Source organism: Cuneatibacter sp. NSJ-177, from assembly GCF_022867805.1.
GTDB lineage: Bacteria > Bacillota > Clostridia > Lachnospirales > Lachnospiraceae > Pseudolachnospira.
The window spans coordinates 592697-608108 of sequence record NZ_JALIFO010000006.1 but is presented as its reverse complement, the minus strand read 5'-3'; the positions used below and the strand labels follow the sequence as shown (position 1 = coordinate 608108).

Annotated in this window: 13 protein-coding genes and 1 other annotated feature (1 of these 14 only partly in view); all 13 genes read right to left on the bottom strand. The window is 54.7% G+C overall.

The genetic code is table 11. The annotated features are described in order from the left end of the window. Positions 1 to 10: 10 nt before the first annotated feature. The 13 genes from MUB23_RS10725 to asnB all read right to left on the bottom strand — a co-directional run bounded on the left by MUB23_RS10725 (position 11) and on the right by asnB (position 15163). A complete protein-coding gene (locus MUB23_RS10725) occupies positions 11 to 2146 on the bottom strand; it encodes a molybdopterin-containing oxidoreductase family protein (RefSeq protein ID WP_244800479.1) in 2136 nt (711 codons plus the stop codon). A 128-nt stretch (positions 2147 to 2274) separates the two neighbouring features. Next, on the bottom strand, positions 2275 to 3192 hold the full coding sequence (locus MUB23_RS10720) for an AEC family transporter (RefSeq protein ID WP_244800478.1): 918 nt from the start codon (positions 3190 to 3192) through the stop codon (positions 2275 to 2277). Positions 3193 to 3459: 267 nt separating this feature from the next. Further along, on the bottom strand, positions 3460 to 4746 hold the full coding sequence (locus MUB23_RS10715; protein WP_244800477.1) for an L-cysteine desulfidase family protein: 1287 nt from the start codon (positions 4744 to 4746) through the stop codon (positions 3460 to 3462). Positions 4747 to 4761: 15 nt separating this feature from the next. Continuing rightward, positions 4762 to 5577: a sugar phosphate isomerase/epimerase family protein gene (locus tag MUB23_RS10710; RefSeq protein ID WP_244800476.1), complete on the bottom strand. Its 816-nt coding sequence runs from the start codon at positions 5575 to 5577 to the stop codon at positions 4762 to 4764. Further along, positions 5574 to 6590, bottom strand: a complete 1017-nt coding sequence (locus tag MUB23_RS10705; RefSeq protein ID WP_244800475.1) for a Gfo/Idh/MocA family protein — start codon at positions 6588 to 6590, stop codon at positions 5574 to 5576. The genes MUB23_RS10710 and MUB23_RS10705 overlap by 4 nt, the downstream gene beginning before the upstream one ends. A 10-nt stretch (positions 6591 to 6600) precedes the next feature. Then, complete coding sequence (locus MUB23_RS10700) at positions 6601 to 7302, bottom strand: ABC transporter ATP-binding protein (RefSeq protein WP_244800474.1); 702 nt, start codon at positions 7300 to 7302, stop codon at positions 6601 to 6603. A gap of 4 nt (positions 7303 to 7306) precedes the next feature. Further along, positions 7307 to 8071, bottom strand: a complete 765-nt coding sequence (locus MUB23_RS10695; RefSeq protein ID WP_244800473.1) for an ABC transporter ATP-binding protein — start codon at positions 8069 to 8071, stop codon at positions 7307 to 7309. Next, positions 8064 to 9065, bottom strand: coding sequence for a branched-chain amino acid ABC transporter permease (locus MUB23_RS10690; RefSeq protein ID WP_244800472.1), 1002 nt, complete (start codon positions 9063 to 9065; stop codon positions 8064 to 8066). Before MUB23_RS10690 ends, MUB23_RS10695 begins: the two co-directional genes overlap by 8 nt. Positions 9066 to 9075: 10 nt before the next feature. Next, on the bottom strand, positions 9076 to 9954 hold the full coding sequence (locus MUB23_RS10685) for a branched-chain amino acid ABC transporter permease (RefSeq protein WP_244800471.1): 879 nt from the start codon (positions 9952 to 9954) through the stop codon (positions 9076 to 9078). Between the two features lie 21 nt (positions 9955 to 9975). Next, positions 9976 to 11229 carry an ABC transporter substrate-binding protein gene (locus MUB23_RS10680; RefSeq protein ID WP_244800470.1) on the bottom strand — a complete coding sequence of 418 codons (1254 nt, stop codon included), beginning with the start codon at positions 11227 to 11229 and terminating at the stop codon, positions 9976 to 9978. A gap of 41 nt (positions 11230 to 11270) precedes the next feature. Next, complete coding sequence (locus MUB23_RS10675; RefSeq protein ID WP_244800469.1) at positions 11271 to 12299, bottom strand: uroporphyrinogen decarboxylase family protein; 1029 nt, start codon at positions 12297 to 12299, stop codon at positions 11271 to 11273. Between the two features lie 218 nt (positions 12300 to 12517). Beyond that, complete coding sequence (locus tag MUB23_RS10670; RefSeq protein WP_244800468.1) at positions 12518 to 13423, bottom strand: LysR family transcriptional regulator; 906 nt, start codon at positions 13421 to 13423, stop codon at positions 12518 to 12520. Positions 13424 to 13579: 156 nt separating this feature from the next. Beyond that, the gene (gene asnB, locus MUB23_RS10665) at positions 13580 to 15163 is read right to left on the bottom strand and encodes an asparagine synthase B (RefSeq protein ID WP_244800467.1); all 1584 of its coding nucleotides are present in this window, start codon (positions 15161 to 15163) and stop codon (positions 13580 to 13582) included. A gap of 55 nt (positions 15164 to 15218) precedes the next feature. Further along, positions 15219 to 15412, bottom strand: a binding site (T-box leader) (it continues 51 nt past the right edge of the window).

The window sequence follows — 15412 nt, the reverse complement described above, 5'->3', positions numbered from 1 at the left end:
CTCCTGTCGCTCACAGCTTTTCTACCCGGCAAGGAAAACTTTTATAACCAGGGTAACCAGATATCGGGTCGAGGAAATCATGGGCCATCAGATAGCTGAGATTGGCCTTCTCATTTCCATGGTACATATGAACCACGCCGGGCAGCACGGTCGCCGTGAGATGCGCGGTGGCTTCCACGCTGCCGGAGGGCGTACTGATCCGCACGCGGTCGCCATCCTTGATTTCCAGATTCCCCGCATCTTCCGGATGGATGTCCAGCAGATCCGTTCCCTCCAACCCAGCGATCCACTCCATCCGGAAGGTACGGGAATGAATGAACTGAGGCTTGCGGGAGCCGGTATCCATCAGCAGCGGCCATTCTCCCTCGGCGAACCTTGGGTAGATCTGACTGTAGCTTCGGTATTCCGGCAGAACATCGTATCCAAACTCACCGGCATACCGCTCCAGCACACTGGAGAGCAGTTCCACTTTCCCGCTGGGGGTGGGAAACCCCTTCTTTTTGTATTTCTTCTCCTCGTACGGCGGAAGGGTATGTTTTGTTTTCATAATCCCGCCGTTTTTCTGGATTTCCGCTACGGTCAGGCCTGTCGGTGCAAGGATAAAATCCATATATTCCTCATACCCCATCCTGAGATGGGGATCTTCCAGTCCCAGCGCCTCCGCCAATTCAAATATAATCTGGATGTCGTGTCTGGATTCCCCCAAAGGCTTGATTGCCGGAGGAAAACACTGCACATAACCGTCCGCAAAAATTTTTACATCGCTGCGCTCCACCGAGCTGCAGGCAGGAAGAACAAGATCTGCGTAACGGGCGGTTTCTGTCAAAAAGAGCTCCGTATCCACAAAAAATTCCAGTTTTCGAAGCGCTTCCAGCATATATGTGCTGTCCGGCCACATCATATGATTGAGTCCCATGGCAAAAACGGCCTTGATCGGATACGGTTTTCCCTTCAAGATATAGTCCGGCAGCACCATGGCCTGGCCCTGCTCCGGGGTATATTCCGCCCATACGGGAAACTCCCGGTGCCCCATGGCTGGAATACCCACATGGCGCTCCCCGATATACGCATCCACATTGCTGGGCGTAAAGCCCGTCACCAACAGATAGCCCACAGGCAGCACCCGGTTCCCCCCGGTAATGTCATAATTTCCGGTCAGGGCCACCAAGGAAATCACCGCCCGGTAATTCTGGATTCCATTTACATGATGCACCACCGGGGCGGCGGAGGTGATCATGGCCGCCGGTTTGGCGGTGGCGTAAAGCCGGGCCGCGCGGATCATCTTTTCCTTCGGAACACCGGTAAGAGCCTCCGTGCGCTCCGGAGTATAGCGTTCCGCAAGCTGGGCATATTCTTCAAACCCTTTTACGTACTGCTCTACAAACTCTCTGTCATACAACCCCTCCTGTATGATCACATTGGCCATCCCCAAAGCAAGGGCGCCGTCCGTCCCCGGACGCAGCTGTAAGTGCAGACAGGCTTTTTGTGTAAAAGAGGTTTTGCGGGGGTCCACCACAATGAAAATTTTTCCTTTTTCAAACTGCTCGTAAAAACCTCGGTTGTCCTCCAACGTGGAATAAAACGGATTTTTGCTCCAGACCAAGACCACCTGCGCATTGGCCACGTCCGCCCCTCCAATTTTTCCGAAGGTCAGCCACCAGGCCATCTTATGCGCCTCCTGGCAAGCGCTGCCCTCCGTAATATAGTTGGGGCTTCCGAAGCTTTCGGAAAGACGCCGCAGGGGCGGCCGGAACCACTTGGAAAAACCGGAGAAAAAAGCCACGGTCTCCGGCCCAAAAGCAGCTTTGTATCCCGTCAGTTTCTGCGCGATTATCCGGTATGCGTCCTCCCAGCTGATCCGTTCAAACTTCCCCTCTCCCTTTTCCCCCACCCGCATAAGCGGATAGAGGACCCGGTCTTTGTTGTATACATACTGCCGGATTCCGGAGCCTTTGGCACAGAGCTGCCCCTTGGAATGGGGATTATCGGAGGAGCCCTCCACCCGGATGATCTTTCCGTCCCGGACATAGGCGTCTATCCCGCAGTGGGAATACTGATTACAGATTCCGCAGCAGGTTTTTTTTACCTCGATTCCGTTTTCTTTGCAGGCATTGCCCTGGTGGTTCGGCTGCTCTTTTTCAGGCATTCCATTTTCCTCCTTTCCCACGTTTGATTTCGTCTCTATATTTTCTCCGTTTACCTATTAATTTTCTTTTTTTCTTTATTATATCGCATCTCTTGCTAAAATTCCATGCTTAAATCTGGAAGTTACGGTCAGCCCATCCCTCCGTGGAGAAGGATAGAAAACAGAGGAATCGTCACCAGTGACAACAGCGTCGACACACAGACCAACTTGGAGGCGTATTCCGTGTCCTGATCATATTTCTTTGCGAGCATCGCCGTGCTGCTCCCCGCGGGCATCGCGGCAATCAGAACCGTCACGCCGATCGCCATGCCGTCCACCTGAAGAAGCCGCAGTACCACATAGAAGAAGAACGGGAGGGCCAGCAGACGGACAAAGCTGTAATAGAACACCGACCAGTCAAAAATCTTGCGCAGATCCACTTTTCCCAAGATACACCCAACCATCACCATGGACAGGGAGGTGGTACAACTGCTGAGACCCAGAGTAGTCCGGTCCAGAGCTGCAGGCAACCCCCAGTTCATCCCCATGAAAAGAAAGCCCAGAAACACGGCCAGGATACACGGATGCAAGGCCAGAGTCCGAACCATTGTCTTCCGGTCCGTCTCGGTAAAGAGAGACAGCCCCGCCGTCCACATCACAATCCGCGGGGGAATCAGGGCGATGGACGCGTAGAGCAGTGCCTCGGTTCCCAGCACTTCTTCGATGATCGGCAGGCCGATAAACACCGAGTTGGTGCAGAGGGTCGCGTATTTCAGCAAAAGGGCTCTGCTCCGGTTAAATCGGACATAGAGAAATCGGTTGGCGAACATGTAGAAAAACTGCATGGCCGCCGCCACGATCCCCACCACCGCAGTCTTTTTCAGGAGATCCGCGGTCATCTCGATGCTGAGAAAGGAACGGAATATGTTGCAGGGGAGGATGATGTATAAAACAATATCCACCATCTGCTTTTGGGTCGTGTCATTCACCCACCCCTTCCGGGTCAGAAAAAATCCGATTGCCACCAAAAGAAAAATTTGCACTTGTAAATCAATTATTGTCTTCATCGTTCTCTAAGGGCCTGATCCGGCAGATCAAATGCAGCCCTCTTCTCTCCAGTCTTGTCTAATATAGCATAGAGAGGAGAGGGAAATCAAGTCTCGCAGACCGCCCCTCTTGCCTGCTCCTTGCCAAAATCCGCCGCACGATTCTTCTGATCAAGAAAAAAGGAAAGGACTGGTAAAAACACTTTTTACCGATTCTTTCCTTCTCTGATCTTTATTTGAGTTTTTTCCCGGCCGGCGCAGGCGTGTCCGGGTCGAAAATGGAACAAATCAAGCCTTCTCCTTTAGCATGATCTTTAAAATCTCCCGATCCGTCCCGCTCATGCCGACTTTCCCCAGCCGTCCCACGTTTTCCAAGGTTGCCTCCACTCCTTTGGAGAGGATACCGTCCCCTCCGTAGAACTGCTGCCCTTCCTGGTACATATGGTAGCCGAGAATACCGGCGTCCACGGCCGCCGCAATTTTCGCCGCGCAGGATGCCTTGGCTCCGTCGCAGATGATCCCGGATACAACCGCCAGGGCATTCACCACCGTGTGGATGATATCCTGATAGGATCCGCCGTCCAGGTAGGCGATGCCCGCCCCGGCTCCGGCCCCGGCGCTGACGGCCCCGCAGTAGGCGGACAGGCGGCCGATCCGGCTTTTTTGATGGATTGTGACCAGGTTGGAGAGCACCAGGGCGCGGGTAAGCTTTTCCCGGCTGGCCCCCCATTCCTCCGCAAATACGATCACTGGCACCGACGCGGTGATTCCTTGATTTCCGCTTCCGGAATTGATCACCACCGGCAGCTCACAGCCGCCCATCCTGGCGTCCGATCCGGCAGCGGCCGCCGCTTTCGCCCGGATTACAACATCCTCGGAACCGTAAGTATTCCGCAGTACTTTTCCGATATTTGCGCCGTAATTTCCGGTCAGGCCCTCCTGGGAAATGGCCATGTTATAGGTGATCTGGCGGCCAATCACTTCCTGCACGTCGGCCAAATCCACGGTCTCTGCAAAATCATAGATATCCCAAACATTCAGCAGGCTCCGGTCCGCCAAACCGTTTTCTTCCTCCCCATCCACGGGCAGGCGATGGAGAACCTCGCCGTTTTTTTCCAGATAGACAATGTTCGTGTGGTAATTGGCGATCCGAAGCTTCACCTGATCCTCTCCCGCCCAGAGCGTCACACGCACGTCAAAGGTCAATCCTCCCTCAAGCCCCTCCACTTGAACCGGATGTTCTCGCAGGAAAGCGTCGATATCAAGCCGGTCCCGCTCTTCCATCTGAGCGATCACTTCCAGCTCCCGGCCGGCCTTTCCTGCCACAATGCCGGCGGCCGCGGCCGCCTCGATTCCCTTCCGGCCCCCGGTGTTGGGCACCACCACGCTCTTCGCGTTCTTAATGATATTTCCGCTGACTTGAACCAGTACCCTCTCCGGAAGTCTCCCCAAAGTTTCCCTGGCCTTCGCAGCCCCGTAGGCGATGGCGATCGGCTCCGTGCAGCCCATGGCCGGCACCAGCTCCTCCGCCAGAATCTGTACATAGGTACGGTATTTTACGCTCGTTTTCTGCATGAAAATTCCCTCTTCCTATTCCCTCATTAAATTTCTCATAAAGGCCAGCCCCTTTGCGGCCGCCTCCTCCGCCGTGGGATCGGGCAGGCATTCCAGGGAAAGAAAGCCTTGATATCCGATTTCTTTTAAGGTATCCGTCATCTGGCGGATTTCACAATGTTTTCCGTCCGGAGCTTTCCGGTTCCGGTCAGAGACCTGCGCGTAGGTGATCATGTCCGCGGCCCCGCGGATCGCTCCCGGAATATCAGTCTCTTCCAAATCCATATGATACGTGTCAATATAGATCCGGAAGGCTTCTGACCGGAAGCTTCGGGCAAATTCCGCACACTCGGTTATGGTGTGGAACGTGTCGCTTTCTTTTCGGTTTACGCATTCCATGGCAAGCGTCACGCCCTTTTCCTCCGCATACGTGATACATTTCTCCAGGCTTTCCCGATAATTCTTCTCGAACTCCTCCCGGCCCGCGCACTCGGATGCCAGCCCTTTCAGAACACCGATCGTGACGATCGCCCCCAACTCCTTTGCCAGACGGATATGTCCCATCATCCGTTCCACAGCCCGGCGGCGTTTCTCCGGTTCCGGACTGCTGAGGCTGATCCCCTCCATCAGGTAAGCGCTCCCCGTAGCCAGGGAGGCCGCCTGGATGTTGTATTCCCGGCAAAGCCGCTTCCACTCCTTCGCATCCACCAGCTCCGGATTCTGCACATGGATTTCCAGCGCGTCAAAACCGATCTTTGCCGCTTTTTTTATTGTTTCGGAAAAGGCTCCCTGAAACAGGACAGGCGTCCCTTCCGGCACCCTTTCCGCCACTGCCACTCCCAGTCCAATCATTCTATCGTTTCCTCTTTTCCTTCCACCGGGACCCACCCGCCGGCATCCTGGGATTTTCGCAGAGCGTCCACCAGCCGCATGGCGGCAAGACCGTCCTCCCCAGAAATCGCCGGCTCCGTATCTTGCTCCACGCAGTCGCAGAACATCTGGTGAATCCGGGTAATTTCTAATTTTTTCTGGTCCTCCACCGGAAAGTCGAAGTCAAGTCTCCTTCCGTCCCGCAGGTCCAGGCGAAGAGCGCTCTGCTCCCCGTAAATCGTCATGGCGCCCTCGGTGCCGTAGATCCAGGTGGTCCGGTCGCTCGCCCCATAGCTGGTGCGGCTGAACCCCATCATCCCGTAGATGCCGCCTTCATATTCCACCAGGCAGAACGCATTGTCCTCCCCGGTAATGGCGGGAGTTTCCGGGCTTGTCTCTTCCAGCCGCACCAGGCAGCCAAACGCCCTCTTGGCTTCTGCCCCAAGCAGATACCGCATCAGGTCGATCCGGTGGGTGCCCAGCTCCGCCACCGCATTCTTCCAGGGCGTCTTTCCGTCCACCGCAGCGCCTCCCTTCACTCCCAGAAAGGTGCGGAAGGTAAGAATTTTACCCAGAACCCCGTCCCGGATCAGCTCTCTCGCCTTCTCGTGGGGCGCATACAGTCTTTGGACATGGCAGACCATCAGCTTTTTTTGCTGTTTTTCCGCCTCTTTCACCATGGCTTTTGCCTCTTCTTTGTTCAAAGCCAGGGGCTTTTCGCACAGCACATGCTTTCCTGCCCGAAGAGCGTCCATTACCAGGGGATAGTGGGCCGGCGTCGGCACGGCGACCAGCACCGCGTCCGCCTCCGGATCTTTCCAAATCTCTTCCGGAGAAGAATAGACCTTGCCTCCCCACTGGGCGGCGGCCGCCTCTGAATGTTCCCGGCTGCGGTTATAATAGCCGGCAATTTCCCCGTTGGAAGTCTGAAGGATACCGGGAATATGACGCTTTTTCGCGATATCTCCGCTTCCGATGATCACAATGCGAACCATATTTTCTCCTTTACATTCCCAGATAAGCCTTCTGAACCTCGTCCGAGCGCAAAAGCTCCCCGGCGGTTCCCGCAAGCACGATTTTCCCTGTCTCCAGCACATAGGCGCGGTCGGAAATTTTCAAAGCGCTCCTGGCGTTCTGCTCCACCAAAAGGACCGTGGTCCCCATTTCCCGGATCTGCTTGATCAGATGAAAAATATCCTTTACGATCAATGGCGCCAGTCCCAGGGATGGTTCATCTAACAGCAGGAGCTTCGGTTTTCCCATCATGGCCCGGCCCACTGCCAGCATCTGCTGTTCGCCGCCGGACAGGGTGCCAGCCGCCTGTCCCTCCCGTTCTTTTAAAATCGGAAAAAGCTCGTGGACCACCTGGAGCGTCTCCTCGCACTGAGCCTTGGTCCGCAGGTACCCTCCCATCTTTAAGTTTTCCAGTACGGAAAACCGGGGAAAGATCTGACGCCCCTCCGGGGACAGGATGATCCCATGTTCTACTTTTTTCCGGGTCGTCCAACCGCTGATATCCTGGTCCTCATAGTAAATTTTCCCGCCGGACAGTTCTTTCAGCCCGGTGATCGCCCGCATGGTTGTGGATTTCCCCGCCCCGTTGGAGCCGATCAGAGTGACGATCTCGCCTTCCTCCACGGTGAAGGACACGTCCCGCAGAGCCTGGATGCTTCCATAATTGACTACCACATGTTCCAGCCGCAGCATTTCCTCACTCCTCCTCTCCCAGATATGCCTCGATTACCGCCTGATCCTGGGAGACCTGTTTGGGTGTTCCCTGGGCGATCAGCTCCCCATGGTTCAGCACATAAATTCTCTCGCAGATGTTCATAACAAATTTCATATCGTGTTCGATCAGGAGAATCGTCAGCCCCATCTTTTTTAATTGCAGCACCATTTCCCTCAGTTCCAGGGTCTCCTGCTCGTTCATCCCAGCCGCGGGCTCATCCAGCAGCAAAAGCTTGGGCTCCGTGGCCAGGGCGCGGGCGATCTCCAGCCGGCGCTGATGGCCGTAGGGAAGCGCGCTCGCAAGGGAATGCCGGTCCTCCCAGAGGTCCATCAGCTTTAACAGGCTTTCTGCTTTTTCCTGGGCCTCTCTCCCTTCCCGCCTGCGGCGCTTTGTGTGGAGAATCGCGTCCAGCAGATTGGTCTTCCGGCAGGTGTGCATCCCGGCGATCACGTTGTCCATGACGCTGAGCTTACCGAACAGCCGGATGTTCTGGAAGGTTCTGGCAAATCCGGCCTTGGCGATCTGATGGGTTTTATAGGAGGTGATGTCGGCGCCCTCCAGATAGACCTTTCCCTCGGTCGGGTGATAAATTCCGGTAATGACGTTGAACAGCGTTGTCTTCCCGGCTCCGTTTGGCCCGATGATGCCGACGATCTCCCCTGGCTTGATGTACAGATGGATGCCGGCCAGAGCTACCAGGCCGCCGAAACGCTGTGTCACATCCACAACCTTTAACACCTCACTCATGGCTTTTCCCCTCCTGCTTCTTCGCCTTTTCCGCCGACAGGCGCTGGCGGATGTACTTAAAGTTCACCCGTCCCAGCAGCCCGTCCGGTTTCACCAGCATCATGACAACGATAATAATGCCGTAAATCATCCCGCGATATTCCATCAGCGCCCGCATAGTCTCCGGCAGAACAGTCAGAATCGTAGCCCCTAAAATCGCGCCAGGAATACTGCCCAGGCCGCCGAAGATGGCCAAAATCACCAGCTCCATGGACTGGCCGGTCGTAAAGCCGCTGGGATCGATAAAGCTGATGTAATGGGCGTAAAACGCTCCCGCCAGCCCGGCCAGCATACCGGCGATGATGAAGACCATCACCTTGTACACAAAGACATGGATGCCGATGGAGGCCGCCGCCACATCGTCGTCCCGGATCGCCATGATGGCAAGGCCGATCCGGGAGTTGATGATGCTGTGCACCAGATAGACCGTAAAGATCACCAAGAGCAGCGCGATAAAGTACACGCTCCGGCTGCTCTTAAAGGCTTTGCCGAAGAAGTTTAGCGGCGGGATCCCGGCAATCCCAAGGGATCCGCGGGTCAAATCCATCCAGTTCAGCTCCACCAGACGGATAATCTCACAGAAACCCAGGGTCACCACCGTCAGATAATAGCCTTTTAGTTTCAATACCGGGAGCCCCAGCAGCAATCCGAAAACGCCGGCCACCAGCATGGCAGCAAGGAAGGTCCCCAGGGAGCTGACATTCAGCTTGGTGGACAGAATCGCCGCGGTGTAAGCCCCGATTCCCCAGAAGGCGGCGTGTCCCATGGACATCTGCCCGAGATAGCCGATCAGCAGATTCAGGCTCAGGCTCAGCACGATAAACATCAGCACGGTGATCGCGATCCGGAGGATATAGGAGGAGGTGAACACGAACGGAAATACCGCTAAGAGAACCAGCAGAGTCCCCAAAAGCTTCCAGGTATTCCGCGCGCAAAACTCAAAAATTTTATTCATGCCGCCCTCCTTATACCTTAGTGATCTGCTTGCGTCCGAAAAGCCCGGACGGCTTGAATAGGATCACGATAATTAGAATTGCAAAGGAAATTGCGTCCCGGTAGCCGGAGCTGATGTAGCTGGCTCCCAAGGTTTCAAATACTCCCATCAAAACACCGCCGACCATGGCACCCGGCAGGACGCCGACACCGCCCAAAACGGCGGAGGCCAGGGTCTTCATGCCGACGGAAAAGCCCATGGACGCATCGATGTTCTGGTAGTACATTCCGACCATGGTTCCGGCGATCGCTGCCAGCGCCGAGCTGATGATGAAGGTCAGGGAGATAATCGCATTCACATTGATTCCCATCAAAAGGGAAGCCTCCTGGCTCTGGGAAATGGCAAGCATAGCCTTTCCCATCTTTGTCCGGTAGACCATCAGGGAGGTAATGGTCATCAAGAAGACCGAGACCAGCAAAATGATCATCTGGGAGGAGGAGATGGTCACCCCTCCCAACGTAATCTGGCCGAAGTCTATCCTGTTGGGATAGGGCTTCGTCTCGCTCCCGAAGAAAATCCGCACCGCGTTTTCAATGATCGTGGAAATTCCAAGCGTGGTGATCAGTCCGGTGATTTTCGGCACCTTTTTCGCTCTCAGGCGCCGGAGCCCGAACCGGTCAATGCAGTACCCGATGGCCCCTGTCAGCAAAATCCCCAGGGCAAAGGATAGTCCGAAATTTCCAACCAGGCCGGTGTACAGCATCAGAGTCAGGTAACCTCCCAGCATATACACGGCGCCGTTGGCAAAATTGATCAATTCCAGTACGCCGAATACCATTGAATAGCCGATCGCGACCAGCGCATAGGTGCTGCCGATGGTAATTCCATTGATAAGCTGCTGTAAAAACATGGCATGCCCCCTCTTTCGCCCTTACTTGCTGGCCTCGAACACAAACGTTCCGTCCTGAACCGAGAAGACAAAGATCTCGCGGATCAAATCGCCGTTTTCATCGAAATGGGCGTCCCCGGCGCACAGCGGGATATTCAGCTTCTTAATCTCTTGAACCAACGCCTCCGTGTTGTCCGTTCCTGCGTTTTTCGCCGCATTCATGGCCACCATGGCTGCGTCATAAGCCAGCGCTGCAAAGTTGTCGAAGGCAATGCCATTAGCGCCGTAGGTTTCATTGTACCGTTTGACAATGTCTTCCGTATACGTGCCAAAACTGCTGCTCTCCATGATTTCCGGCGTGTAAATACGGCTGATTCCCATCAAAAGCATGCCGTCTGCCTTGGTTCCGGCCAGATCCAAAAATTCCTGTTTAAATACATTTCCCACGCCGACCAGCTGCACATCCTCCATCCCAAGCTGCTTGGACTGAAGAACAATGGACGCGCCGTCGCTGTACTCGGCCACGAGGAACAGGATATCCGGGTTCGTTGCTTTGATTTTTGACAGCAGGGGGGTAAAATCCTTCGTCTGGTTGGGGACAAAGGTCTCCGCCGCGCAGACAGTCCCGCCAAGGGATTCAAATCTTTCCTTCACCGCGTCCAATGTAGTGATTCCCACATCCGTGTTTTGATAGATCACAGCCAGGTTACAGGCTCCGAACTGATCAAATAATTTCTGAGCCACCTCGCCGAACACGACCTCCGACTTACATGCCAAAGGAATCATCATGCTTCCCATATCGGGGTAATCCGGGTGGGAGGTGTTGGGGGAGATCATCGGCATCCCTGCCTCCTGATAGACCGGGGCCGCCGCCATGGAAACGCTGGAACCGTAGCTTCCGATCATGGCGAAGGTGTCCTCGTTTCCAATGATCATATTGGCTACGTTGATACCTTCCTTCTGCTCTCCCTTGTCGTCATAGACCTCCAGGATCACATCCTCGCCGTTCAGGCCGCCGGCCGCGTTAAAGTCCGCCACCGCCATCTCCATGGCGTTTTTGTAGGAGGTTCCGTACTGCATCATGGTGCCGGTCAGGGGCACAGAGGCCGCCAGCGTGTGCTTGGTGATGTTCCCTGTCCCGCCGGTGGCTTCCTGAGCCGTGGACGCAGCCTCGGTAGTGCCGGCCGCCGTCCCGGCTGATGATGCCGCCGTCGTCCCTTCGCCGCTTACGCCGCAGCCGGAAATCAAAAGCGCCGCCAGAACGATCGCCATAGCTCTCATTTTCTTCTCTTTCATCTCTTCTTCCTCCTTCTGTCCTGTACTTGCATCCGCCGGATTTACCGGTCCGGTCCGAAGACCAGATCCATGGCTTCCTTTAACGTGTTGAACCGGTATTCCGGAATATCACTTCCCTGAGCGCAGCCAGACGCGATGATCAGCTTCCCGCTGGGAACGGATTCGCTGGCCGCCTTCACGCGGGCGATCATGTTTTTCAGCAGCTGTTCCCGGTCTTCCACCCGGAAATCCTGCCAGCGCTCCACGCCGCCGACCACCACCTTGTCCGGCATTCTCTCCGCTCCTTCTTTCAGGGAAACATTGGTGATGATGTCCTCCCAGTTCACGGCTTCCAGCGGATACTGCGCGGCAAATTCCATGAACAGATTGGTCTGGCCGTGGACGTGCATCATGTTAAACCAGGTCTTCCCTACAGCCGGCTCAAAGGCTGCCAGATCATAGGGGACTCCGAAACGGCGGTACAGCTCCGGGGTAAACAGTTTATCGTTCATGAACTGGCTGGAATAGAAGATTCCGTCGACTCCGGCTTTCACAAACTCTTCGATGATATTCCGGGTCACCTCGGTGATAACCTTTAAGCCCGCCTCCAGGTCGTCCCTGTAATACCGGATCAAATCCGCAAAGGGCCAGGGGTTCTGCCAGCCGTTGTAAAGCTCCATGGCATAGGTGGCCGGTGTGAAGACCGTGGCCAATACCGGCACCTTCCCATGGTACTTGTCCACCAAGCGTTTTGCCACCTCCACCTCCCGCGCCACCGCGCCAGTCTTTACATCCACGGGCTTTAAATCCCGGAAGCCCCTGGGGCTGTTGACAATCCGCTTGTTGGTGGAAGGGAAATCGTTTTGGTGGCGGGACCAGGTGATGTCCGCCCCGTACTGTTCCTGAAAGTAAACCCCGTTGGACATGATCTTGATCAGATCCCACTGGTTTTGCTCCTGGAAGGCCGTGTGCTTTTTCACCGAGTCCTCGACCACCCGGTCCTCCAGGAAAAAGTGTTTCCAGATCGTTGCACCGGGACGGTCTACCGGTCGTCCCTCCACCATTGCACGAAGCCGCTCATACGAGTTCATTTTGTTTCCTCCTCTTTAGACAGAATACATATATATTTTCTTCGTTTCTGTTCCGCTTTTTCTGATATGATTGTAACGTGTATTCTCATTTAGCACAAATACCGGCTCTTTATCGGAATGATAGACAGGTTCTATGATTGAATAAAACTTCCTAATTAAACAAAAAAACAGCCTGTATCGCTACAAGCTGTTCCCTATGTTTTGCCCTAGTCAAAATTTCAAAACCGCACGGTCTCCTCCCGGAATTCTGCCATACGCCGGATCACGAAATCCCGGAATTTCCTGGCCACCGGGGAGAAAAAATAATTGTTCGGCCAGATCATATACATGGTCCGGCTGGCCTCCAGATTTTCAATATCCAGCATCGTGACATTCTGGTAGTCCCGCCCCAGCAGGCGGGGGACGATCCCGACTCCCAGGCCTTTTGCCACAATTCCCGTAATCATCACCTCATCCTGCACCTCATAGGCGATCCGCGGCGTGATTCCCACCTGTTCATACAGGTGCTCAATCTCAAGCCTGCTGGCGCAGCACTTTTTCCATGTCACCAGGCCTTCCCCCTCGATCTCCTCCAGGCGTACGGATTTCCGGCCGGCGAGGGGATGGCCGAAAGGCACCACAACCACCATGCGCTCTGTGTAGATCGGCGAAAAAACCATGTCCGGACTGTCCGTTTTGGAACCGAAGCCAATATCGATGATTCCATCCTGAAACAGTTTCACCGTCTCCGGAGTCGGCCTCTGCTCAAAGATAAACTCGATCTCCTTATTCCCGGCTTCCTCGTAAAAGCAACTGACGATATAGGGGATGAAATTAAATCCCATGGAACTGGCATAGGACAGGACAATGGTCCCCCGGTCCGGATACAGCATCCGCGCGATCTCCTGCTTTCCTTCCTCCAATTCCAAAAGCGACCGCTCCGCATGCTTTAAAAAAGACTTGCCGTATTTCGTCAGCGTCACACCCCTGCCTGCTTTTTGAAACAGCGGCGCCCCCAACTCCCTCTCCAGCTCGGACATCGCATAGCTCAGACTGGGCTGGGAAATTAAAAGACGTTCCGACGCCCGCGTATAGTGCTCCAACTCCGCAATGACTTTAAAATAGGTGATTTGCTGCAGGTTCATCCTGTCTCTCGCTTCCTTCGTATGATAATCTGTTTTTCACGAATCTATAAAATTTATTACATTATATAAATTTCCGTCTCTTTTGTCAAACATCCTTATTTTCTTTTTTGTTTCTTCTCTTTACCGCCTTCCTCGCTCTTTTTCGGAATATTCCCACTATTTTCCACTGTCCCCGTAGTTCTTCAGCACTCTGGCGCTGGGATCATCCACATCACAGCCCTCCCAGGACCGGTTCGGCATCCAAAAATCCGGAATCATCTTTGCCTGGCCGGGGTAGTACCGTTCAAAGATTTCACGGTAGAGAAGGCTCTCCTTGGTAAACGGCCGGGCAAAGGAATATTTTTTTCTCTTCTCCTCATACTGCGCGTCTGTGTAGAGACTCTCCGCGTACGCTTTCAGATCATCCACCATGCTGTGGCCCACCGCGTCGCTGAACGCCGCCTTCTCCCTCCAAAGGATCTCCTCCGGCAGCCAGCCCCCTTCCTCGAATGCCTTCCGAAGCAGAAATTTTCCTTTTCCATACCGGTTCTGCTTCTTTTCCGGATCAATGGACATGACATAGCGGACAAAATCCAGATCGCCGAAAGGCACTCTTGCTTCCAGGCTGTTATCGGCGAGACACCGGTCCGCCCGGAGTACATCGTAGAAATGCAGCTCCCGGAGACGTTTTTCCGCCTCCTCCTGGAACGCCTGGGCGCTCGGCGCAAAGTCTGTGTATTTATATCCGAACAATTCGTCGGAGATCTCTCCGGTCAGCAGAACGCGGACGTCCGTGTTCTCATGGATATATTTACAGACCAGATACATCCCCATGCTGGCGCGGATCGTCGTGATATCGTAAGTCCCCAGCGCTGCGACCACTGTCTCCAGAGACCGGAGCACCTGCTCTCTTGTCATAATCACTTCGGTGTGCTCGCATCCCAGATACTCCGCCACCTGCCCTGCATACTTTAGGTCAATGGCATCCGTATCCATCCCGATCGCAAAGGTGCGGATGGGCTTTTTTAGAATTCTTGCGGCAATCGCCGAGACCAGGCTGGAATCCAGGCCGCCGGAGAGCAGAAATCCCATGGGTGCATCCGCGTCCAGCCTTTTCTCCACACCGGCAATCAGTTTTTCCCGTATATTTTTTGTTATCGTATCCAGTTCTTCATGGCGGTACTGGGCGACTGCCGCAATATCGGCATAGCGGACGAATTTACCCTCGCAGTAATAACAGCCGGGCGGAAACGGGAAAACTTCCTTCACCCAGCCCACAAGGCATTTGGCCTCGCTGGCAAAGGCAATATGCCCGCTTTCGGAATAGCCGAAAAACAGCGGGCGGATACCGATGGGGTCCCTAGCCGCGATCACGCGCCGGGAGGCTGCGTCATAGATCAGGCAGGCAAATTCCGCGTCCAGATGGCGGAACATTTCCAGCCCGTATTCTTGGAGCAGGGGAAGCAGCAGTTCACAGTCCGATTCGCTGTGAAACTCATAGCCTTCCGCTTCCAGCTCCTTTTTCATTGTGCGGAAACCGTACAGCTCCCCATTGCAGACCACCCAGCTGCCGTCCCTCTCAAAGGGCTGCATCCCATCGTCCGACAAGTCCATGATTGCCAGCCGGTCAAAGCCAATCGCCCCGAACTCCGTTTCCACCAGTTTTTGATCGTCCGGCCCGCGCCGCACCGTGCGCAGGAGATAGTCCCGCAGAGTTTCCACCGGAATGTCGTGACCTACATAACCAAAGATTGCACACATAAAAAATCCTCTCTTTCCGGGAACAAAAAGGCAGCTCCTCGTCCCATTGAATCAAATTCAGGACGAATAGCTGCCTATCCGCGGTGCCACCTAAATTGCCGCCTTGCCTACGGCCTCCTTTTCGCGTTCGCCTTTGAAACGCTAGCCCTGTAACGGAAGCATCCCGTCTCCCCTACTCCCTTTTGGTTTCAGTTTGAAGCTCCGGAGTGTTCTTTCCGGCAATCCCTGGCGCGAGGCTCTCACCTACCC

What these genes read in the sequence shown, in the direction of transcription:
- MUB23_RS10725 (WP_244800479.1), bottom strand. Translation starts at nt 2,146, where the DNA reads ATGCCTGAAAAAGAGCAGCCGAACCACCAGGGCAATGCCTGCAAAGAA.
- MUB23_RS10720 (WP_244800478.1), bottom strand. Translation starts at nt 3,192, where the DNA reads ATGAAGACAATAATTGATTTACAAGTGCAAATTTTTCTTTTGGTGGCA.
- MUB23_RS10715 (WP_244800477.1), bottom strand. Translation starts at nt 4,746, where the DNA reads ATGCAGAAAACGAGCGTAAAATACCGTACCTATGTACAGATTCTGGCG.
- MUB23_RS10710 (WP_244800476.1), bottom strand. Translation starts at nt 5,577, where the DNA reads ATGATTGGACTGGGAGTGGCAGTGGCGGAAAGGGTGCCGGAAGGGACG.
- MUB23_RS10705 (WP_244800475.1), bottom strand. Translation starts at nt 6,590, where the DNA reads ATGGTTCGCATTGTGATCATCGGAAGCGGAGATATCGCGAAAAAGCGT.
- MUB23_RS10700 (WP_244800474.1), bottom strand. Translation starts at nt 7,302, where the DNA reads ATGCTGCGGCTGGAACATGTGGTAGTCAATTATGGAAGCATCCAGGCT.
- MUB23_RS10695 (WP_244800473.1), bottom strand. Translation starts at nt 8,071, where the DNA reads ATGAGTGAGGTGTTAAAGGTTGTGGATGTGACACAGCGTTTCGGCGGC.
- MUB23_RS10690 (WP_244800472.1), bottom strand. Translation starts at nt 9,065, where the DNA reads ATGAATAAAATTTTTGAGTTTTGCGCGCGGAATACCTGGAAGCTTTTG.
- MUB23_RS10685 (WP_244800471.1), bottom strand. Translation starts at nt 9,954, where the DNA reads ATGTTTTTACAGCAGCTTATCAATGGAATTACCATCGGCAGCACCTAT.
- MUB23_RS10680 (WP_244800470.1), bottom strand. Translation starts at nt 11,229, where the DNA reads ATGAAAGAGAAGAAAATGAGAGCTATGGCGATCGTTCTGGCGGCGCTT.
- MUB23_RS10675 (WP_244800469.1), bottom strand. Translation starts at nt 12,299, where the DNA reads ATGAACTCGTATGAGCGGCTTCGTGCAATGGTGGAGGGACGACCGGTA.
- MUB23_RS10670 (WP_244800468.1), bottom strand. Translation starts at nt 13,423, where the DNA reads ATGAACCTGCAGCAAATCACCTATTTTAAAGTCATTGCGGAGTTGGAG.
- asnB (WP_244800467.1), bottom strand. Translation starts at nt 15,163, where the DNA reads ATGTGTGCAATCTTTGGTTATGTAGGTCACGACATTCCGGTGGAAACT.